Source organism: Blautia acetigignens (assembly GCF_025566865.1).
In the GTDB taxonomy this organism is placed as follows: domain Bacteria; phylum Bacillota; class Clostridia; order Lachnospirales; family Lachnospiraceae; genus Blautia_A; species Blautia_A acetigignens.
The window spans coordinates 98,772-120,766 of sequence record NZ_JAOQJM010000008.1 but is presented as its reverse complement, the minus strand read 5'-3'; the positions used below and the strand labels follow the sequence as shown (position 1 = coordinate 120,766).

Sequence of the window (21,995 nt, the reverse complement as noted above, 5' to 3'; positions counted from 1 at the left end):
ATTAATTTTCTCCCCAATATTTGGTAAGATCCTGAAGGAATGCATTCTGGCGCGGGCGGCTTAACTGCAAGCTCTCGCCTTTGACTTGAGCACATTTGTCCTGGATTCCATCTACGTGTGCCAGATTGATCAGATAGCTTTTGTTTCCACGGGAAAATCCATAGCTTGTGAGTGCTTCTTCCGCTGCATTCATAGTTCCGGAGGCTGTGTAAACTCCGGTGCAGGTGTGATAGATCAGATTATGTCCCTGGCTTTCGATATAGTAGATATCGGAGGTATCAAGACGAATAATTCCGCCCTTCACAGGAATTACAACATAATTGCTGCTTCTGTGCTTCAGCTTGGAAATTGCCTGATTGAGGCGTTCCTTGAATGCGAAATAGGAGATCGGCTTCAGAATATAGTCCATAGCCCCCACCTTGTATCCCTGTATTGCATACTGGGTCATATTGGTAATAAAGATAATGACAACGCTGGAATCAACGCTGCGGATCTCTTCTGCGGCAGTCATGCCGTTTACGAATTTCATTTGGATGTCCATCAAAATAATATCAAACTGAGATTTATATTTGGAAGTGATCTCATCTCCATCCCGGTATACGGTTATGTCAATTTCTTCATTAGAACTTTTCTGGTATTCCTGAAGATATTCCGTTAACTGCTGTACGTATTGTTCTTCATCTTCCACAATTGCAATTCTGATCATATATTTTTTCCTTTTCTGTTCGTATAAATATAATAAAACCAGAGTGAAAAATGGTTATCTGGTTATTCTTTATCAGATGTTATGTTCATGCTTTTTCCTATTATATATAGTTTACGCAGGGCGTGCAAGTGGTAAAAACCAGCCAGCCCTTTTAACATCATAGTACAATTGCAAAATGAATGAAATTAGAAATAGTGCACAAAAAACAAACCACACAAATGTGCACAATAAACAAAAGACATAACTAACCAACCGGGACTTCTAACAATTAATGCAAAAAAACAACAATTTGTGCAAGAAACGTAAGGGATGAATTGATTTGTGTTATATTCTTGTCACAGCGAAGAACAAAGAGATGTTCTGAGAAAAAGGAGGACAAAGATATGAAACAGAGAACCAGACGTTTGATGGCGTTAATGCTCACTGCAAGTATGGCAGCAACTGGCGTTGCAGTTCCGGTAGCAGCTGCAGACGATCCATACAAACAGGCTGAAGCAGCCGCAGATGATCCGTACAAGCAGGCAGCAGCCGCAGATGACGATCCATACAAACAGGCAGCAGCTGCAGATGATGATCCGTACAAACAGGCAGCAGCCGCAGACGACGATCCATACAAACAGGCAGCAGCCGCAGATGATGATCCGTACAAACAGGCAGCAGCTACAGATGATCCGTATAAGCAGGCAGCAAATGCAGATGATCCATATAAGCAGGCAGCAACAGCTACAGATGATCCGTACAAGCAGGCAGCAAATGCAGACGATCCATACAAACAGGCAGAGGCAGCTTCTGATGCAACAGATGCAATTGGCGGAATCGTTCCAAGTGCAGATGCAAAATATACAATCTCTGTTACAGAAGACGGCTGGATCAAGGTTGAGAACGAAGATGGAGATACTCTTGGTCTGGCAGCTGATTCAGCAGTAAAACTTCTTGAAGTTGACGGCTATGCATTCAAGGATATGAACCAGAACGGTGAGCTTGATAAATATGAGGACTGGAGACTTTCCACAGAAGAGCGTGCAGCTGATCTGGTTAACCAGATGCAGGGCGAGGAAATGGCAGCAGTCCTGACACATGGTGGCTGGGGCGATTTCACAACAGAGCCTCTTGCAGAAGATGATGGTTCTTATACTTACCTGATGCAGGGCGGACGCGGTGGCGTTACCCGTAACATTAAACAGGGCGGAACTGCTCATGCAAAATGGGCAAACGCAATTCAGGCAGTTGCAGAGCAGAGCTTCTACGGAATCCCGGCTATGATCTCCATTGACCCGGCTAATATTTCCGGTCTTGTTGAGACTCTTTCCCTGGCATCCACAATGGATACAGAGCTTGCAGCTGAAATCGGCCAGGAAACAGCAAAAGAATATCGTGCAGCTGGTGTGAATGCACTTCTCGGACCGCAGGTTGATATCGCTTCCCCGATCATGTATCGTGCAGGCGGCACATACGGTGAGGATCCGCAGCTTACACTTGACATTGCTACCGCATATATCAATGGAATGCAGTCCACATATGATGAGAACGGTGAAGACCTTGGATGGGGCGATGAGTCCGTATACTGCTTCACAAAGCATTTCTCTGGTGACGGTTCCACAGAAGGCGGACGTGATGACCATGCAAATGGCGGACGTTACGCAGTATTCCCAGGAAACAATCTGGAAGCACAGCTGATCACATTCTTTGATGGTGCATTCAACCTTCCTGGAAAAACAGGCTCCACAGGTATCATGACACAGTATGGTATTGATGTTGACGCTGACGGAAACCCATACGGCGGAGAGTGGGCTGGTGCTTACAATACATATCTGAACGGTATGCTTGATGAGGCTGGCTTCGATGGCCTTAAGATCACTGACTGGGGTGTATATCAGTTCGCTGGTGTTTGGGGAGCTGAAGACCTTGAAGAAGCTGACCGTATCGCAACAAGCTGGGAAAATGGTGTAAACCTTCTTGGCGGATACAGCGATATCGACAATGCAAAGGCAGCTTATGGTGTTCTTGTTGACCGTGACGGCCAGGACAAAGCTGATGAGATCATGCGTGCAGCAACAGAGAAATTCGTTACTGTAATGATGAACCTTAACACATTCGAGAACCCATATGTAGATACAGCTTATGCTGATACAATCATCACAACAGACGGCTCCAGCGACTTCGCAAAAGAAGGCCAGAGAGAATCCATCGTTATGCTTAAGAACGACGGAACAATCAGCGCTGACGGTGCTGCTTCTGAGAAACCAACCGTATACGTACCATATGTATACAACACAGGATGGAGCGCAACCTGGATGCGTGGTATTGCTGATGGAACTCCAACATGGACTCCGGGAATGGATATTGACAAGCTTAGCCAGTACTTCAATGTTGTAACAGATACCCTTGGCGATCCTACCGGTGAGGCAGACGCTGAAGGAAATGCAACTTATACAAAAGATGACCTTACACGTGCAACAGCAGACGAGATCGCAGCTTGCGACTATGTACTTGTTGGTATGACAAATGCATATGCTCCTTCCTATGAGTCTCATATGTCAGGCGCATTCGGCGGCGAGCCGGTTGCTGATGATGTTGAGGAGGTTTGGTATCCGGCATCTCTTCAGTATGGCGAGTACACAGCTGATACAGCTCGTGAAGTTTCCATCGGTGGAAAAACTCTTGAAGACGGAACAAAAGAGAACCGTTCTTATAAGGGCGTAACAGCACACGAAGTTCCAAACTATGGCGATCTGGAAGCTCTTCAGTATGCAAACGAGAACGCAGGTGATGTTCCGGTAATCGTTTCCATGAAGATGGAGCGTGGAATGGTTTGGGATGAGGTTGAGCCTCTTGCAGACGTAATCCTTGTAAACTACAACCAGCAGCGTGAGGACATTGTAGCAGAAGTTATCCTTGGACAGACAGAGCCAACTGGTCTCCTTGTATTCCAGCAGCCTGTAAACATGGAAGCTGTTGAAGCTCAGCTTGAGGATGTTCCTCGTGATATGGAATGCTACACAGATGCAGCAGGAAATACTTATGACTTTGCATTTGGTCTTAACTGGTCCGGAAAGATCGATGATGACCGTACAGCTAAATATACAGCAGAGCCTCTTACAAAGGTACAGAACTTTGATTACTCTGCATATGAAGCAGCAAACAAATAAATAAAATATTAAGCTAAGCCTTGGTCAATGCTTAGTATGGCCCGGCAGAGAGAAATCTTTGCCGGGCTTTAAATTTACGTAAGATAACAGTTTAATCGAAAAGCAGATGCTTGGCTGGCTGTCGCAGACAATTCATGCAAAAACACAACAATTTGTGAAGTAAAGTCCTATATAATACGAATTTATGGTAAAATTTAAGTTAAAAGTAACAACCGCCAATGAGCCATATTTTTATGGCCGCGTGGATAAAATGAAGGAGGAGAAAAATGGTTGATTTATTAGTAAAGCTTCTTGGACCAACCCTGTACAATCTCGGTGTCAGTGAAGCGGATCTCATCTCTTACCTTACACAGCTGGAAGGCTATATTTATGCAATTATTGCCGCAGTTGTTGTATTGGTAGCTGTGATGTTCCTTGCTCACTTTGCGAAAAAGGGATTTCGCTGTGCAGTTCGTCTTGAAGCATTCATGGCATTTCTTACTGCTATCCTGATCATTGTGAATTCCATTTGCTATGGTCCGATGTATGCAAACGTTTCAGGTTTCCTGAATGCATCAAAAGCAGAATTCTCTGAGGAGACAATCCAGCAGAGCAAAGACACAATTGAAAAAGTAGGAGAAGAAGGTATGGTTCTTGTAAAGAACGATGGTCTTCTTCCGTTATCTTCTGATGTAACAAACCTGAATGTATTTGGCTGGGATTCCACCTGCCCGATTTATGGCGGAACCGGTTCTGCCGGATCTCATTCTGATGGAAACGTGAGCATTCTGCAGTCTCTTCAGGATGCAGGCTATAAAACAAATGAAACACTTTCCAATATGTACACAGAATACTGTGCAGAGCGTCCGACTATTTCCATGTCCGCTCAGGACTGGTCACTGCCGGAGCCAAATATGAAGCATTACACAGACGATATCATGAACGAAGCAAAAGACTTCTCTGATACCGCAATGGTTGTACTTGGACGTCCTGGCGGTGAGGGTGCAGACCTTCCTACCAACATGAGCGCTGTTATCAACGGCACTTACAATCAGGGACTTGCAACCTCCAATGCACCTGCAAACTGGCGTTACATGAATGCAACCTATACAAACAACGGTTCTTATGATGATTTCGAAGAGGGCGAATCTTATCTGGAGCCTTCTGTAACAGAAGAACAGCTGATTGAAAAGGTTTGCTCCGAATTTGACAATGTAATCGTTGTAATCAATGCAAACAATACAATGGAGCTTGGCTGGGTTGATAACTATGAGCAGATCAAATCTGTTATCCTTGCTCCTGGAGCCGGAGAGACTGGTTTCACAGCACTTGGTGAAATCCTGAACGGTACTGTAAACCCATCCGGAAAAACAGCAGACACTTATGTTAAGAATCTGCTTTCCACACACTACATTAACAATATCGGAAACTTCCCATACACAAACGTAGATGATCTGAAAGCACAGGCACTTGCAGCAGATTCTTCCTACAAGGGAAATGTTTCTTTCGTAAATTATGTAGAGGGAATTTATGTTGGTTATAAATTCTATGAAACAGCTGCCGAGGAAGGTCTGATTGACTACGAAAGCAGCGTGCAGTATCCATTTGGATATGGTTTAAGCTACACAACTTTTGATAAGACAATGACAAACTTCAAGGACAATGGAGATACCGTTTCCTTTGATGTTGAAGTAACCAATACAGGCGATGTTGCCGGAAAAGATGTAGTAGAAGTTTATTATACTCCTCCGTACACAAACGGTGGTATTGAAAAAGCATCTGTAAACCTTGTTCAGTTTGAGAAAACAGAAACACTGGAGCCTGGAAAATCCCAGACACTTTCCTTTGAGATTGCAAAAGAGGACATGGCTTCCTATGACTCCAGTGAGATCAAAGTAGCTGGCGGCGGATATATCCTGGAGGCAGGCGAATATACAATTTCTGTTCGTTCTGATTCCCATACTGTAATTGCAGAAGAAACCTTTACAGTAGACGAGGACATCGATTACAGCACAGAGGGACGTTCTACAGACAAGACTGCTCCGGTAAACGTATTTGAAGATTATACACAGGGTGACTTCATCCAGCTTTCCAGAGCAGACGGCTTCAAGAATGCCGGAGCTTCCTGGGCTGCACCTACAGCAGAAGCAGCACAGATGTCTGATGAGCTTCGCGCAGAAGTAGAAGCAAACACATTTGGTATTTATGACAGCACCAAATATGACAACGCAGATGATAAGATGCCGACTCTTGGTGCTGACAATGGTCTTACCCTCTTCGATCTGAGAGGCGTGGATTATGATGACGCAAAATGGGATGAGCTTCTCGATCAGCTTACTTACGAAGATATGGCTACCATGATCAATGTTGGTGGATGGCAGACCGCAGAGGTTACATCTGTTGGTAAGATCGCAACATCTGACTGTGACGGACCTGCCGGTCTGAACAACTTCGTAACCAAGACCTATGGTACTTCTTACCCGACAGAGGTACTGCTTGCACAGACCTGGAACAAAGAGCTTGCCCGTGAGGTTGGAGAATCTATGGGTCAGGAGTTCTCAGATGTTAAGAACTATGGATGGTACGGACCTGCTATGAACACACATCGTTCCGCATTTGCAGGACGTAACTTCGAGTATTATTCAGAGGACGGCGTACTTGCCGGATATCTGGCTATGAACCAGGTAAATGGTGCAGTAAGCAAGGGTGTATATCCATATGTTAAGCACTTCGCAGTAAACGATCAGGAGACAAACCGTGAATCCTTCCTGCTTACCTTTGTTTCTGAGCAGGCAATGAGAGAAATCTACCTGAAACCGTTTGAAATTTGTATTAAAGGCTTAGAGGGCGGCTCTATGGCTGTGATGACATCTTATAACTGGCTTGGAAGCGTTCCGGCTTGTGCAAACTCTGACCTGCTTCAGACCGTTCTTCGTGATGAGTGGGGATTCCGTGGCATGGCAATCACAGACTATGACGGATCCTATGGATACATGATTTCCGAGAACTGTGTAAGAAACGGAAATGACCTGATGCTTGGATATGGCAATGCAGCATCCAATCAGTTCCCGAATCAGAGCGCAACAGGAACACTGGCAATGCGCAACGCATGCAAAAACATCATGTATACAATTGTAAACAGTGGTGCATATGCAGGAGATGAGAATCCGGTTGGCGGAAAATCCAATATGGATAAGCTCTTCATGAAGGTCAATGTAACAGCTGGTGCTGTAATCGGCGTGATTGCAATTCTTGTACTGGTACGTGCTCTTCTTAAGAGAAAGAAAATGAAAGCAGCAGAAGCTGAAAACGCTGCGAAATAAAATCGGTTTATAATGAGAGGCTGGCGCAGATAATGCGCTGGCCTCTTTTGGAAAGGAGACATATGAAGACAAAGAAACTATTGAGACATTCTCTGTTTTTTCTGCTTCTTTTTGCAGGGGGAAGCACCGTTCTGGCACAGGATACTAAAGAGGAAAGCACTGTCTGGGAGCAGGACTGTGCAAAGGAAAGTACTGTAAATCCGGGGGTAGGAGGCTTTATTACAAGCCTTCCGCTGGATCCTTCATATGCGGAAGAATGTAAGGAACAGGGGACAGTCGAAACATTGACATATACCTGTCATTCCTATGCACTGGAGGCGGTCACAGGAGAAAGCAATATTATGCTTGAGAAATCTGTGAATGTATATCTTCCATACGGATATGATGAAAATCAGGAATATGACATACTTTATCTGCTTCATGGAACCGGAGGCTTCGAGGATTACTGGATTGGAGATAGTTCCACCGGAAAGGTGACCTGCAATATGCTGGACAATATGATAGAAGCAGGAGAGTGTGAACCTGTGATTGTGGTTTCCCCAACGTACTATTCTCCAACAGAAGAGATGGGGTACCGGAAAATGGATCCAATGGAACTGTTTAATAATGAGAAGGATCCTTATGCGGACCAGTGGCCTATGTATTTCTGGAAAGAGCTGCGAAACGATATTATTCCTCTGGTAGAATCCACCTATTCCACTTATGCAGGAAAAGATGTAAGCGAGGCGAAGCTTCAAAAGACAAGAGATCACCGAGGATTTGCAGGATTGTCAAGGGGATCAAAGACAACAGTGAATTCCGGAATGATGCACTGTGCAGATCTGTTTGCTTATATTGGCTCTTACTCCGGTGCATGGGCAGATGTGGAAGCGTTTAAGGAGATTCTGGAGTCAGAGGAATATAGGAATTGTGATTTTAAGTATTGGTACAATGGAAACGGAACAGAGGATTTTTCCCTGGAAAATCACGAAGAATTTCTGAATGAAGTTCTGGAAAAAATGCCGGATCGCTTTTCCCTGGATAAAAATGTGGCGTGGGTGGTGTTTGATGGAGGCGGTCATGCCTATAACTGCTGGATTGCAGATTTGTATAATTCATTGCTTGTTTTCTTTAAGAAATAGAATTGGAAATTCAGAATCGGATACCGCCTGAACGTAATCTGTAGGGTTTTGAGCGTGGGATGCTGTAGCTTTTTTCCAGGTTTCATTTTACAATGTAAGAAGATATAAATTTGCAGAAAGTAATTTAACGATCAAATAAATCTGGAGGAAATGAAAATGGAAAACACATTTTGGATCTGGTATCCGGGAGATTTTGAATTATATCATGCAATGAAGCAGAATTTCAGCCGTGTGGAGAGAGGCTTTGGCTGGCCGGCATTCTGGAAGAGCGAGGGCTTCCGCAACCGTGTGGCTCTTCGCCGCGTTTATGAACTGGAGCAGGAGACTAGCTTTACCGTATTTTCCAATGCAGTGGGCCACGTACTGGTAACCTGGGAAAACGGAGAGAAGAAATATCCATTTGGAAAGAAGATCACAGCAGGTCCCGGAAAGGTGAGAATTTCCATTCATGCAGGCTGTGTAGAGGCTTTTCCATGCGCTTATGTGCAGGGTGAGGTGATTCATTCTGACAAGTCCTGGACTGCTGAGGATTATTCCCAGCCTGCAGTTCCGGTTGGGGTATGCAAGTATTTCACCAAGCCGGAGCAGGATCCAACTGTTTGGGAATACACAGAAAAAGAGTGCAAGCCTGTAAACATTACAGAGGTAAACGGCGGTGTGCTGGTTGAGTTTGAGACAGAGCTGACTGCAGCTGTTTATGTAAATGACAAAAAGGGCAGCGATAAGGTTTATGAGGTTTTCTGCGGAGAGTCTGAGGATGAGGCTCTTGATCTGGAGCATTGCTATTACAGCTGGCAGCCGGATCCGGTTACAAAGAGATGCCCATGCTGTGCAGTACGTTTTGCGTTTATCCCAGACTGCAAGGCTGAGGATGTGGAGATTACCGCATTTTATCAGTATGTGGATTTCCCGAAGCGTGCTTCCTTTAAGAGCAATGATGAGAAGCTGAACAAAATCTGGGATGTGGCAGAGCATACCTTCCGTCTCTGCAGCGGAATCTTTTTCCTGGATGGCGTGAAGCGTGACAAATGGATCTGGTCCGGCGATGCTTATCAGAGCTTTTTCGTAAACCAGTATCTGCTGGCAGACCCGGATATTGACCAGAGAACCCTTCTGGCACTTCGCGGAAATGATCCAATGACCAGACATATCAATACCATTATGGACTATTCCCTGTTCTGGGTTCTGGGCGTGCTCTATCATTATGAAGTGTACGGAGATCTGGAATTCGTGCGTCAGGTTTATCCGAAAATGTGCTCTCTTATGGAGTTCTGTGAGGGACAGCTGGATGAGAACGGTTTCCTTGTGGGAAGAGAGAATGACTGGATCTACATTGACTGGGCAGACATGGACAAGACAGGCGCCCTTTGCGCAGAGCAGATGCTGTTTGCTGCATGCTGGCAGGCTATGGCGAAGGTAAGTGATGCCCTTGGGGAGAAAAATCCGGAATACACTGAGAAATATGAGAAGCTGATCAGCCAGATCCGTAAATTCTACTGGGATCAGGAGAAGGGCGCATTTATTGATTCCTTTGAATCCGGCAAGAGAAATGTGACCCGCCATGCCAACATTTTTGCGATTCTGTTCCATATTGCAACAGCAGAAGAACAGGAGAAGATTCTGGAGAACGTGATTAAGAATGATGCCATTCCGGCGATTACCACACCGTACTTCAATTTCTTTGAACTAGATATGCTTTGCCAGACCGGAAATCTGGAGTTCGTGCTGAATAAAATGCGCAGCTACTGGGGCGGTATGCTGGAACGCGGCGCGGTAACCTTCTGGGAAGAGTTCGACCCCAAGGCGCCTGTGGAAGAGCAGTATGACATGTACGGCGACCGCTTCGGCAAGAGCCTCTGCCACGCCTGGGCCGCAAGCCCCATCTATTTCCTGGCGAAATATTTTATGGGCCTGAAGTTCACCGCAGTTGGCGGAAAGGCATTCGAGCTGGAGCCTCACACTGAGTTCTTCGACAGTTTCGACTGCACCCTCCCTGTAGCAGACGGCCAGGTTCACCTTACCTGGGACGGAAAAGACCTGAAGGTAGAGACAAACGCCGAGGGCGGTGTGCTGAAGGTGAATGGGGAGTGCAGGAAACTGGAAACAAGCCTGTAATATTTGAGCCGTTTTGAACCTGGAAAAAGTCAGTTTCGAGCGATAAATTGGTCATAATCGGGTAACATGCAGAAAAAAACATATGCTATGCTTTTTACCGCAAAGGGAAAGATTCCTGGTCAGCAGGATTACCGCAGCGGTAAAAGGAGGACATTGAATATGAAGAAAAAGATAATAGCATTGTTTTTGACCGGTGTTATGCTGGTTGGCACAAGTGTGCAGGCACAGGCAGGAAGAATCGTAAAGCCTATTGATGAGCAGCTGGCAGAGAGAAAAGTCATTACAACTCCGCAGGAGAGAAAAATCCGTTTGGGAGAGGATGGAAAACCAAGGGTTATCATTACTTCTGACCTGGAAGTGGATGATATGAATTCCTTTATTCACCAGAGTCTGTTTTTTAATGAAATTGATCTGGCTGGAATCGTGGTGTCCGGATCTTTCTGCCACTTTACCGGAGACGGCGAGCATACCCAGGGAGAGGTAATGGACCACATCCAGAACCGGGAAGAAGGAGCTCTGGATATGACTGAGTTCCGTGCGCAGCCGCTTGACTGGCTTTCCAATCTCTGGAACAATGAATATGCAGAAGCCTATGAATATCTGTCTCAGAATGCGGAAGGTTATCCTACCCCGGAATATCTGACCAGCATTACCAAAATCGGAAATGTGCAGTTTGAGGGAGATGTGAGGGAAGATACAGAAGGCTCTGATCTGATCAAAGAGGCAATTCTGGATGATGATGAAAGAAGCCTTTACATTCTTTCCTGGGGCGGCTTTAACACCGTGGCAAGAGCGCTGCTTTCCATCTATGATGAATATTCAGAGACAGACCAGTGGGATGAAATTTATCAGAAGGTGTGTGACAAGGTCCTTATAAGCGGAAACGGACAGGACTTTACATTCACAGACTATATCGCAGACAAATATCCGGATCTTGTAATGGCATCTGGCAATTGCGGATATGCGGGATATTCAACAGCAATCAACGGACAGGCAGATGCACTTTACACATTCCAGGCTGACTGGTTGAAAGAGAATATCAAGTTTGATCACGGTTCTCTGATGGGAGTGTACAAACTGGTCAATGACGGACAGCATCTTGAAAATGAAGAAGATAAGTATCAGTTCGGGGAAACCAATATCGTTTACGAGAAAGAATATAACGATTATGACTTTATTGCGGAGGGCGACAGCTCCAGCATTATCGGTCTGTATTCCTGCGGACTCCGTGGTTTTGAAAATGGTGCCTTCGGAAGCTATGGCGGAAGATATTCTTATTACACAGCCAGCGGAGAGGATGCGGGATACCCGTCTACATTATCCGGCGGTGTAGTTCCCGGACAGTATGTAAATCCGGAGACAAACAATATTGAGAAATATAATCCATACCTGTTGGATTTCCAGCTTGAATGGGCTGCACGTGCTGACTGGTGTGTAAATACCTATGAAAACTGCAACCATGCGCCGGTTGTAGAAATGGACGAAAAAGATTTTACCGCGGCACCGGGAGAGACTGTTTCCTTTGCGGCAGCAGTCAGTGATCCTGACGGGGATGATTGTACAGCAACCTGGAGTACAGAGCCAACAGGCTGTGTATACAGCGGAAAAGATGAAACAATTTATAACTGGACAGCAGATAGCGCAGAAGGTTCCTTTACTATCCCGGAGGACGCAGCTTCCGGTGACTGCTTCTGCCTTACCTTAAGAGTTCAGGACAATGCGGATGCAGTGATGACAAGATATGCGCAGGTTATGGTGACGGTTGCCTGAGTGAGCATTTTTAATTTGAATAACTGAACATCTCAAATTCGTGGTACAATGTGAACAGGCAGTGTACCACGAATTTATTTTTTACAGGAGTTTCCAAAATTGAAAGAACGAATATCTCTGAATGTCAGGCTTTTTCTGGTAACCATGTGCATTGCGGTTCCAGTGATCGCAGCGCTTCTTTTTACAGGAATCCGGGAAAGAGAGTCTGCGAGAAATGAAAAAATAAACCAATTGCAGTCCGACGTGGAAATCGAAATGTCAGGAATTGATACACAGCTGAAATTCCTGAGAAACAGCCTGATCAATCTGGTAATGGATGATGGGGATTTCCGGCATATTGCATCAGCGAAGGAAAAGGACTCGGAATTCTGGCTTGCGAACCAGAGAGTTCTGGAAAAAATCAACAGTCAGACAGCAGATATGGATTCCGGGTTTACTGTGTTTGTATATTATCCGGAAAATGATGTTTTTTATAATTATATGAAGGACATTCAGGTCTCGGATTTTGTAAAAGAACAGGTGCAAAGCAAAGATTACATATCCCGGTTTAGCCAGTGGAGTACAGTATGGTGCGGCGAAAAAGCTTATTTATTTTTCATGCTGGATTACAACAATTATTATATTGGTGCCTGGAGTTCTTACGAAAATATTGCAGCAGATCTGCAGCAAAGCTCCGGGAATTTCCAAGATGGAGAAGGCGCAGAAAAATATCTGATCTGCGATGAAAATGGACAGGTGATGGTGCCGGATGAGGAGAAAGAAACCTGGCTGTCTTTTGGAGAAAATCTTTATAAAGACCAGAAACAAGACAGCTGGTATTATGCTGGAACCATCAGTGAGCTGGCAGATTTTTATCTTGTGAAAGAAATCAAAAAACAGGCATTGGAAAGCCAGCTTCCAGCAGTTGGAGGAGAAATTGCAGTGTTTGCTGCAGTCTTTATATTACTGTTTGCGGTGTACGGAATTTGCCTATATTTATGGATCCTGACCCCTATGGCGTACCTTCAGAAAAGTATGGATATTATCCAGAAAGGTGATCTGGATTACAGGATACCGGAGCTGTCGAACTGCAGCCGGGAATTCGATGCAGTGATTCAGGAGTTTAATTTTCTCATGGATCATATCAAAAACCTGAAGATCCAGATATATGAAGACCGTCTGGCTGGAAAAGAAACAGAATTACAGTATTTGAGCCGTCAGATCCAGCCCCATTTTATTCTGAATACATTGAATACCATTTATAATTACAGTGAAAATGATGTGAAAACAACAAAGCAGCTGATTCGCCTGACCTCTGGATATTACCGTTATGTTGTGAATGTAAATTCCAGATACGTGCAGCTGGGACAGGAACTGGAACACATTCAGGACTATCTGAGACTGCAGAAAATGCGTTACCCTAATGGGTTCGACTATGAGGTAAACTGCGAAGCGGCAATGAAGATTGTGCCCATTCCGCCGTTTATTATAGAAAGCTTTGTGGGAAATGCCATAAAGCATGGTCTGAAGCCTGGAGAGCTGACAAAGATTGAGGTAAATGTAAAACAGCTGGAAGAATTCCAGATTCTCATTCAGGTAAAGGATAATGGTACCGGATTTTCAGATGACAGCCTGGATGCAGTGGAGGAGTTTCTTGAGAAAGGAATTGTTTCAGAAGAATTGGGTGTAGGAATCCGAAATTCGGTGGCAAGGCTGAAACTAATTTATGGAGATAAGTGTGTGATCCATATTTATAATCAGGAGCCATCTGGTGCAGTGGTAGACATTCTGCTGGATTTACAGAAGCAGAAGGAAACATAATATCAAATCATGATTGTGCAGTTATTGCAAAAGAGGCAGTGATATATATAGAGCGAGGAGTGCCAAAAATATGGAAATGGAAATCAAAGCATTGCTTGTAGACGATGAAGAACAGTGTGTGAAAACACTTCAGGATGGGATTGACTGGAAGGACCTTGGCGTTGCGGAAACCTTCGGAGCGTACAATGCGGTTCAGGCCCGAGAAATCATGAAAGAGGAAATGATTTCCCTGATTCTCTGTGACATTGAAATGCCTGGGGAAAGTGGACTTGAATTTATTTCAAGCGTAAGGGAAAAAGCAGATCTGAATGACGAAAATATAGAATGTATTATTCTCACCTGTTATCCAGATTATAAATTTATGCGGAAAGCCATGCAGATTGGGTGCAGCGATTATCTGATCAAGCCTCTTGATACAGATGAAATGACAGCAGTTCTGGAAAAAGCTGTTGAAAAAATACAGAAAAAATTCCAGAAGGACGAAAAAGAGAAAAAGCTTTTTCCAGATACAATGAAAACTTCTTTTCCGGAAGGGCAGCAGAATATTATTGACGGGAAAGTGCTTCCCTATATCCAGGAACATTTTTCTGAGACGTTGACTGTCACGGAAATTGCGGATTATGCAGCGCTGAATGCTCAGTATATGATGCGGCTGTTTAAGAAAAGAACCGGGATTTCTGTGCTGGAATATGTTACAAACTGCCGCATGGAAAAAGCAAAAGAACTGCTTCGAAACACAGACTGGAACAATGAAATCGTTTCAGAAAAACTGGGATATGCAAGTTCCGGGTATTTTATAAAATTGTTTAAGAAAACTTTTAGCATGACGCCCAGGGAATTCAGAAAGGCATCAGATCTATGAGAAAAGGAAAAATACTGGCGGGTGCCGGGCTGGCACTTTTGAGTGCGGCAGTGCTTTGGGGGTGCCAGGACAGAGAAACGATTTCCCCGCTGGAAAATGGGGAAGCAGATGAAGTTTGTGAGATTGCCATCGAAAATCTGACGCTGGGCGCGAAATATCCGGACACAGAGGCAGTAGAAGAACTGATCAACGAAATTACAGTTCCGGCGATTTCCTGTAAAGTGAAAATCGTAAACTGCTTCATCGGAGATCATGCCAATATGCTGAAGAAAGCCAAAATGGGGATTCAGCAGCTGGATCTGGTGAATACAGGAACTACCACATCACTGTCTGATCTGGCAGCAGACGGCACTTTGATAGAGTTAAATGATCTTCTGGATAAATACGGCAAAGATCTTCAGGAAAAAGAAGGAGAGCTTCTGAAGGTTACCTCTTTAAATGGCAAAGTGTATGCTGTGTGTGCAAATCTGAATCCGGGCAGGGCATCTGGAATTGGTTATAACAAGGATCTTGCGGAGAAATATCATATAGAGGTTCCAGAACAATTGGAACTGCAGGATCTTACAGAAATCGGAAGGCAGCTGAAGGAAAAGAACACGGGCGTTTATCTGATTTCTTTCGGCAATGCAGGGAATGTGGATTCGTCTGCCTTTACTTCTTTGTTTGACGTGGAGGATTTGGGCGGGGATATGAATTATGGTGTGATTTTTAACCCGCTGAATAGTACGGAAATTGTGAATGCATATGCTTCTGAGGAATACCGTGATTTTTGCCGGACAATAAAGCTGTGGCGGGATGAGGGATATATACCGGAAGATTCTTTGTACAGCGGCGTGGATGCGCAGTCTATGTTTAATGAAGGGGAAATGTTTTTGCAATGGACAAGCGTGTCCACGGGAACCCTTCATCTGGTCAGTAAAAAGAGCCTGGATTTCGATGAAGTTTTGGTGGCAATGACGCCTAACCGGACAACCACTTCTCTTGTGCAGGAGTTTACCTGGGGAATTACCAGCTCCTGCAAAAATCCGGAAAAGGCTATGGAATTGCTGAACCTGATTTATACAAACAGTGATCTGGCAAATCTTCTGCAGAATGGCAGAGAGGGAACGGATTATGTAAAAACAGGGGAAAAGACTATTGCATATCCAGAAGGCAAGGATAACAGCAGTGTAGGGTATTCCAGCTATTTTACCTGTTATGGAGACAGTGACCAGGTGTATCAGTTTGGAGAAAATGGCACAGATTGGCGGGATTTCATGAAAAATTATTCTGAGGATTCCGAACCGTCCAGGACACTTGGTTATGTGTTTCAGACAGATCAGGTTGCAGCGGAGGTGGATGCGGTTTCCAGAGTGGTGAATGAGTACCGTCCGGTGCTGGAAACGGGAATGACAGAGGATGCGGATAAGACACTGAATCAGTTTCTGGAGGCACTGGATGAGGCTGGGATGGAAAAAATTATTGAGGAAAACAGACGACAGCTGGGTGTGTGGCTGAAGGAGCAGGAGAAAGAGTGACGGCATTGCATATGGGAAATGTAAAAGTCATTTTTGGATAAAAATCTGGTCATTATTGGACAACATAAAAATGTTTGTTGTGGTAAAGTAAAGGTAAAATGCAGAAGATAACTGGGTAAATTTTTTTAGAAGGAGAATATTATGCATAAGAAAAAATGGCTGTCAGTACTGATTGGAACTATTATTGGAACTATGAGTTTGCCTGCGTCTGTTTTTGCGGCGGATTCTGCTACGGCACTTCCGAAAACAGAGGGAAAGCCTCGTCTTCTGGTTACACAGGACGGGGAAGTGGACGATATGAACACATTAATTCATACGCTGCTTTATTCTAACGACATTGATCTGGAGGGAATCGTACAGACCAGTTCCAAACTGCATTACAGTGGGGATGATACTACAGAATCCCTTAGATGGATGGGAACTGACTGGATGTATGAATTTCTGGATGCGTATGCAGAGGTTTATGACAATCTGAAGATACATGATGAGGACTATCCTTCCCCGGATGATCTTCGTGCCATCACAAAAGTGGGAAATATTAAAAACGTAAGTGATACTTCCGAGGAGACAGAAGGATCAGAGTTGGTGAAAGAGCGGATTCTGGCAGAGGATGACAGACCCCTTTATATCGAGGTTGGCGGTGGTGCCAATACCGTGGCAAGAGCGCTGATGTCTATTGAGGAAGAGTATAAAGACCAGGATGGCTGGGAGGAGCTTTACAACCGTATCTGTGAAAAGGTGATTCTTTTTGCATGGGGAATGCAGGATGACTGCTATCTGAACTATATTCAGCCGAACTGGCCATCTATGCGTATGGTAGATGTTTCTGGTTCTACTCTTGCATATGGTTACAGATGGGCGACTCTTGAGGAGCTTTCCGATGAGTCCAGAGAAAAACTGAGCAGTGCATGGATGAAGGAGAATATTGAGCAGAATCTTGGTGCGCTGATGGATAAATATGTGACCTGGGGTGACGGCACATATCTGGAAGGAGAAGCAGATACCGATCAGTATGGTACCAATGAGGCACTTCTTGGAGATGACACGCTCTGGGTTGGACATGCTTACGAGCAGTATGATTTCCTTTCTGAGGGAGATTCCCCGGCATGGTTTGTGACCATTCCTAACGGGCTTCGCAGCCTTGAGGATTTGTCTTATGGCGGATGGGACGGTAGATACGCCCTGAAGGAGAATGATGAAAATCCGGATGTGCGTCTGTACCAGGCTGCCAAGGGGAATGAGAAGGGAATCGCGCAGTGGATTGCCGCAATCCAGAGTGATTTTGCCATGAGAGCGAAATGGTGCGTGACCGACAAGTATGAGGATGCTAATCATCTGCCAGAGGTTTCTGTGGAAGAGGGAATCGATCTGACTGCGAAAGCTGGAGACGAGATTACGTTAAACGGAACTGCAGTGGATCCGGATGGTGATACTACAACCTTCCGTTGGTATCATTATCCATATGGAGATACTTATGAGGAAGCTGAAGATGAGGATGGAAATCCGGTTGCCATTGAGGTGACAGCATCAGGTGAAAACCAGGAGACAGCTACTTTTACAATTCCGGAAGACGCCAAATCCGGTGACACTATCCATATTATCATGGAAGGCGTAGACGGCGGCGGAACCAATCCGGTAGCTTATCAGAGAGTGATTGTGACGGTGGAATAAAAAGAATATGAAGAAATAGGATATAAAGAAATTGGATATAAAGAAATAGCATTGGTTAGGGAGCTGGCTGATGCTATTTTTTTATGAAATAGAAAATTCTGCAAAGCCGAAGTTCTTGCTTATTTCGTGCCGAGTAATCAGCCGGACTTTTTCTGTAAAGGATGTTAAAAAATAGTGTTTTGTGTTGCAAAAATAAGATGAAAATAATATAATTGATATACAAACTCTTAAAGGTTTATAAAGTTCTTGCGTCTCCCGGTACTTTATGCTACGCTTATTTTACATCTCAGGAGTTTTCTATTTTATTCAGGCCGTTCGGCAAATAATTCCTGTGAAATAAGCAGAATAAAGAAGGTGGTGCACTTGGGTGTAAAAGACCAGGGACTACAGGAGTATTTAAGGGATAATGAGCGTTTCGCAGACCTTGTAAATGGTACTTTATTTGCAGGGAAGCAGATTATAGAAGCGTCTTATTTGAAAGAAGTACAAAGGAAAAAACGGGTTTCATGCCAATTGCAGACTATTGGCAGCAGTACACATAAGAGAAAGAGTTCGGATGAAAACGGCGTAAAATTTATATATCTGGAAAGGGAACGGGACTTTCTCCGCCTGTATGATAAGCCAGGATGCAGAGTGCTTCTGGCCTGTGAAGCCGAAAGCAGGGCGAACTATGAAATGCCAGTAAGATGTTTTACATATGACGGTGTAGAATATACGGATCAGCTGAAATCCCGGAAGAGAAACAGGAAAAGAGGAAAACACAGAAAAAGGCGTCCATTGGTGCCGGTTTTCCATCAGGTTCTTTACCTGGGAGAAACGCGTTGGCAAAGTAAGAAAAAACTGCAGGAAATGATGGAATCGTGGAGGTGAGAGACGTGTGTAAAGCATGGGACGGAGCAATGCAGATGTATGCGGATGAGGCGAGAGAAGAGATGAAGAAACAGCAAGCCGAAAAAAATCGCAGAGTGGTATCCAGAATGTTTTCAAAAGGCTATCCGCAGGCGGAAATCGCAGATATGTTAGAAATACCACTGAAAACAGTGAAAAGATGGTGTGCGGGATTGACGCCAGCTGCACAAAAATAGAGTGTGTATAATTAATACTGCTTTCCGCTTTTTGCATATTTAAAAAGAATATTAATGCTGAGGATGGAGGAAATCTTCATCCTCATTGTTTTGCACAAAAACAGGATACCTAATTTGTACAAAATAGATAAATGAATTTTGAATCTAAATTTCCTGTCGGTAGTTAGCGTATAAAAAAGTACTGTTCGCGTTTTTCATGCCACAGGGGCGGGGAAATACGGTACACTGTAGTCAGATTAAGAATGGAGTAAATCGGCTTTCAGATTTAGTGGTGTCTGCGTAAGCAGATATGTCCGCTTGGCGAGGAAGCTGGAAAAGGATAGAGAAGTCTGACGAAAAAGAAAGGAGCAGTTTACTGTATGCAGAAGATTGATTTTAATAAAGGATGGATGTGTAAATGTCTTACCCGCGATGAGGCGGCTTATCCGGTGACTTTGCCCCATGACGCCATGCTCAGCGAGCCGCGTACCCAGGAGAGTACCGGTGAGGGAAACATTGGATGGTACATCGGCGGAGATTACGAGTATACCAAGAAATTTACCGTGCCGAAAGAATATGAGAATCAGAAAGTCCTTATTGAATTCGAGGGTGTTTACCATAACGCTGAAGTCCACATAAATGGAAAAAAAGTAGCAGGCCGTCCATATGGATACACCAATTTCTACATAAATACAGATGGCTTTTTCAAATTCGGAGAAGAGAATGAAGTCAAAGTAATTGCTCATAATGCAGACCAGCCAAACAGCCGCTGGTACTCAGGAACAGGTATCTATCGTCCTGCATATCTGCATATTGGCGGTGAGAAATACATTCCTGTAAACGGAGTAAAAATCCGCACATTAAGCTATAATCCGGCACAGATTGAAGTTGCAGTAAAGACCTCCGCGCCAGGTGAGGTTTCTCTTGAAATTGAATTTGAGGGAAAAAGAGTCCTGACTGCGATTGGAGAAAGTAAAGCAGTAGCTGCACAGAATAATGAAACAAAAAATACATCTGCAGCTAGCGAAAAGCCTGCAAAAGAATATCAGGCAGTCTTTCTGCTGGATGTTCCAAACGCAAAGCTTTGGGATACGGAGCACCCGAGCCTTTACACCTGCAAAGCAGTATTCGGTGAAGATGAAGTAACTGAAACCTTCGGAATCCGTGAACTGGTATGGAATCCGCAGGTGGGTATGACCATTAACGGAAAGCGCGTAATCCTTCGCGGAGCATGCTTCCACCACGACAATGGCGTGCTTGGCGCATGTACATATCCAGAAGCAGAAGAGCGAAAGATGCGTATTTTCAAGGAAAACGGATACAACGCAGTCCGTTCCGCACATTACCCATGTTCTAAGGCACTTCTGGATGCCTGCGACCGTGTGGGAATGCTGCTGATGGACGAATACGTAGATGTCTGGTACATCCACAAAACAAAATATGATTACGCAAATCAGCTTGCCGGCTGGTGGAAACAGGATTTAAAGGATATGGTGGATAAAGATTTCAACCACCCAAGCGTTATCATGTATTCCACTGGAAATGAGGTAGCAGAGACCGCCCAGAAGAAAGGAATTGCCCTTACCGGAGAGATGACAAACTACCTTCACAGCCTGGATTCCACTCGCCCGGTAACCTGCGGAATCAACATTTTCTTCAACTTCTTAAGTTCCATCGGACTTGGAGTTTACAGTGATGATAAGGCAGAAAAAAGCGCCGAGAACGCAGAAAAGTTTGCTGCAGAGCAGGCTAAGAAAGCAGCCGCTGCGAAGCCCGAAAAGAAGAAAAAACCAGTTGGAAGTGAGTTTTACAATACCCTCGCCTGCCTGGTAGGTGACTACTTCATGAAGTGTGGCGCCACCCTTTATCCATGTGATCTGAAGACCAGGGATGCCTATGCAAACATGGATATTGCAGGCTACAATTACGGTATTTTCCGCTACAAACATGACCTTAAGAAGTACCCTAACCGTCTGATTCTTGGAAGCGAAACCTTCTGCAAGGACGCATACAGTTTCTGGGAAATTGCCAAGAAAAACAAGCGGATCATCGGTGATTTCGTGTGGGCTGGATGGGATTATATCGGTGAGGTTGGAGACGGCGCAGCCGAGTATTCCGACTATAAATTTGAAGATCCGTCAACCAGAATGACTGGAGGAAACGGACGAATTGACCTGAATGGAAAGCCTCGTGCGGAGGCAGCCTACACCAGAGTTGCTTTCGAAAGAGAGACAGGCCCGTTCATCGCAGTAGACCCTGTTTACCAGAAAGAAAAGCTTCGTCTCACTGGCTGGCAGCTGACCAAAGCACTGGAGAGCTGGGCATGGGGCGGCTGCAGCGGGGAGCCTGCAAAGGTTGAGGTTTATGCAAGAGCTGCTCAGGTTGAGCTGTTTATCAATGGCAAGAGTGTTGGCAAAAAGAACGTGAAAAAATGCCGCGCCAACTTTAACACAACCTATGAGGATGGCGAAATTACGGCTGTTTCTTACGATGAAAAAGGAAAAGAAATCAACCGCTATTCCCTGCAGACCGCTGGAAAAGAGACCATTCTACAGGTAAGACCGGAGGAGAAATCCGTGAAGCCAGAAGGACTTGCTTTCGTTCAGCTGCAGTACACGGATACAAAAGGCATCTGGAAGCCGATGGAGAAGCACAATTTGAAGGTGACAGTAGAAAATGGAATCCTAAAAGGCCTTGGCAGTCCGGCACCGTACGTAAAAGGGAACTATACAGATGATACGGTGGCAACTTATTATGGTGAGGCCATGGCAGTGGTACAGGCAGACGGAAACGGCCCTGTGAAGGTCACAGTGACAGATGAGACACGGTCTTATGTAGCCGAAATTCCATGTGAATAAATGAAATCACAGGTTTACGGTTGAGAGACTTGTAAACCTGTTTTCTAATAAGAAAAGAGG

Annotated in this window: 13 protein-coding genes; 12 read left to right on the top strand and 1 reads right to left on the bottom strand. The window is 44.6% G+C overall.

What is annotated here, in order from left to right:
• Nucleotide 1 precedes the first annotated feature (1 nt).
• Nucleotides 2-706: a LytR/AlgR family response regulator transcription factor gene (locus OCV70_RS11350; RefSeq protein WP_021925189.1), complete on the bottom strand. Its 705-nt coding sequence runs from the start codon at nucleotides 704-706 to the stop codon at nucleotides 2-4.
• A 383-nt stretch (nucleotides 707-1,089) separates the two neighbouring features.
• On the opposite strand from OCV70_RS11350, the gene OCV70_RS11345 reads away from it, so the two are divergent.
• The 12 genes from OCV70_RS11345 (at nucleotide 1,090) to OCV70_RS11290 (ending at nucleotide 21,935) form a co-directional block, all read left to right on the top strand.
• Complete coding sequence (locus OCV70_RS11345) at nucleotides 1,090-3,855, top strand: glycoside hydrolase family 3 N-terminal domain-containing protein (protein ID WP_173767710.1); 2,766 nt, start codon at nucleotides 1,090-1,092, stop codon at nucleotides 3,853-3,855.
• 266 nt (nucleotides 3,856-4,121) lie between these two features.
• Nucleotides 4,122-7,157 (top strand): beta-glucosidase, encoded by a 3,036-nt coding sequence (locus tag OCV70_RS11340; RefSeq protein WP_173767712.1) that lies wholly within the window; start codon nucleotides 4,122-4,124, stop codon nucleotides 7,155-7,157.
• A gap of 62 nt (nucleotides 7,158-7,219) precedes the next feature.
• Complete coding sequence (locus tag OCV70_RS11335; RefSeq protein WP_173767714.1) at nucleotides 7,220-8,278, top strand: alpha/beta hydrolase; 1,059 nt, start codon at nucleotides 7,220-7,222, stop codon at nucleotides 8,276-8,278.
• 156 nt (nucleotides 8,279-8,434) lie between these two features.
• Nucleotides 8,435-10,393, top strand: coding sequence for an alpha-L-rhamnosidase-related protein (locus tag OCV70_RS11330; protein ID WP_173767716.1), 1,959 nt, complete (start codon nucleotides 8,435-8,437; stop codon nucleotides 10,391-10,393).
• Nucleotides 10,394-10,552: 159 nt separating this feature from the next.
• Complete coding sequence (locus tag OCV70_RS11325; RefSeq protein ID WP_173767718.1) at nucleotides 10,553-12,163, top strand: DUF1593 domain-containing protein; 1,611 nt, start codon at nucleotides 10,553-10,555, stop codon at nucleotides 12,161-12,163.
• Between the two features lie 99 nt (nucleotides 12,164-12,262).
• Nucleotides 12,263-13,963, top strand: coding sequence for a sensor histidine kinase (locus tag OCV70_RS11320; protein WP_173767720.1), 1,701 nt, complete (start codon nucleotides 12,263-12,265; stop codon nucleotides 13,961-13,963).
• A gap of 70 nt (nucleotides 13,964-14,033) precedes the next feature.
• Entirely contained in the window at nucleotides 14,034-14,825 is a 792-nt protein-coding gene (locus OCV70_RS11315) for a response regulator transcription factor (protein ID WP_173767722.1), read from the top strand.
• Nucleotides 14,822-16,342, top strand: coding sequence for an ABC transporter substrate-binding protein (locus OCV70_RS11310; protein WP_173767724.1), 1,521 nt, complete (start codon nucleotides 14,822-14,824; stop codon nucleotides 16,340-16,342). Before OCV70_RS11315 ends, OCV70_RS11310 begins: the two co-directional genes overlap by 4 nt.
• A gap of 141 nt (nucleotides 16,343-16,483) precedes the next feature.
• Nucleotides 16,484-18,013 (top strand): DUF1593 domain-containing protein, encoded by a 1,530-nt coding sequence (locus OCV70_RS11305; RefSeq protein WP_173767726.1) that lies wholly within the window; start codon nucleotides 16,484-16,486, stop codon nucleotides 18,011-18,013.
• Nucleotides 18,014-18,376: 363 nt separating this feature from the next.
• Nucleotides 18,377-18,883 (top strand): hypothetical protein, encoded by a 507-nt coding sequence (locus tag OCV70_RS11300; protein WP_021924310.1) that lies wholly within the window; start codon nucleotides 18,377-18,379, stop codon nucleotides 18,881-18,883.
• Between the two features lie 5 nt (nucleotides 18,884-18,888).
• The gene (locus OCV70_RS11295; protein ID WP_021924311.1) at nucleotides 18,889-19,098 is read left to right on the top strand and encodes a sigma factor-like helix-turn-helix DNA-binding protein; all 210 of its coding nucleotides are present in this window, start codon (nucleotides 18,889-18,891) and stop codon (nucleotides 19,096-19,098) included.
• 359 nt (nucleotides 19,099-19,457) lie between these two features.
• Nucleotides 19,458-21,935, top strand: coding sequence for a glycoside hydrolase family 2 TIM barrel-domain containing protein (locus OCV70_RS11290; protein WP_021924312.1), 2,478 nt, complete (start codon nucleotides 19,458-19,460; stop codon nucleotides 21,933-21,935).
• Nucleotides 21,936-21,995 lie beyond the last annotated feature (60 nt).

Bases quoted from the DNA above. Each gene is read 5' to 3' on its own strand.
- OCV70_RS11350 (WP_021925189.1), bottom strand. From the start codon at position 706: ATGATCAGAATTGCAATTGTGGAAGATGAAGAACAATACGTACAGCAG.
- OCV70_RS11345 (WP_173767710.1), top strand. From the start codon at position 1,090: ATGAAACAGAGAACCAGACGTTTGATGGCGTTAATGCTCACTGCAAGT.
- OCV70_RS11340 (WP_173767712.1), top strand. From the start codon at position 4,122: ATGGTTGATTTATTAGTAAAGCTTCTTGGACCAACCCTGTACAATCTC.
- OCV70_RS11335 (WP_173767714.1), top strand. From the start codon at position 7,220: ATGAAGACAAAGAAACTATTGAGACATTCTCTGTTTTTTCTGCTTCTT.
- OCV70_RS11330 (WP_173767716.1), top strand. From the start codon at position 8,435: ATGGAAAACACATTTTGGATCTGGTATCCGGGAGATTTTGAATTATAT.
- OCV70_RS11325 (WP_173767718.1), top strand. From the start codon at position 10,553: ATGAAGAAAAAGATAATAGCATTGTTTTTGACCGGTGTTATGCTGGTT.
- OCV70_RS11315 (WP_173767722.1), top strand. From the start codon at position 14,034: ATGGAAATGGAAATCAAAGCATTGCTTGTAGACGATGAAGAACAGTGT.
- OCV70_RS11310 (WP_173767724.1), top strand. From the start codon at position 14,822: ATGAGAAAAGGAAAAATACTGGCGGGTGCCGGGCTGGCACTTTTGAGT.
- OCV70_RS11305 (WP_173767726.1), top strand. From the start codon at position 16,484: ATGCATAAGAAAAAATGGCTGTCAGTACTGATTGGAACTATTATTGGA.
- OCV70_RS11290 (WP_021924312.1), top strand. From the start codon at position 19,458: ATGCAGAAGATTGATTTTAATAAAGGATGGATGTGTAAATGTCTTACC.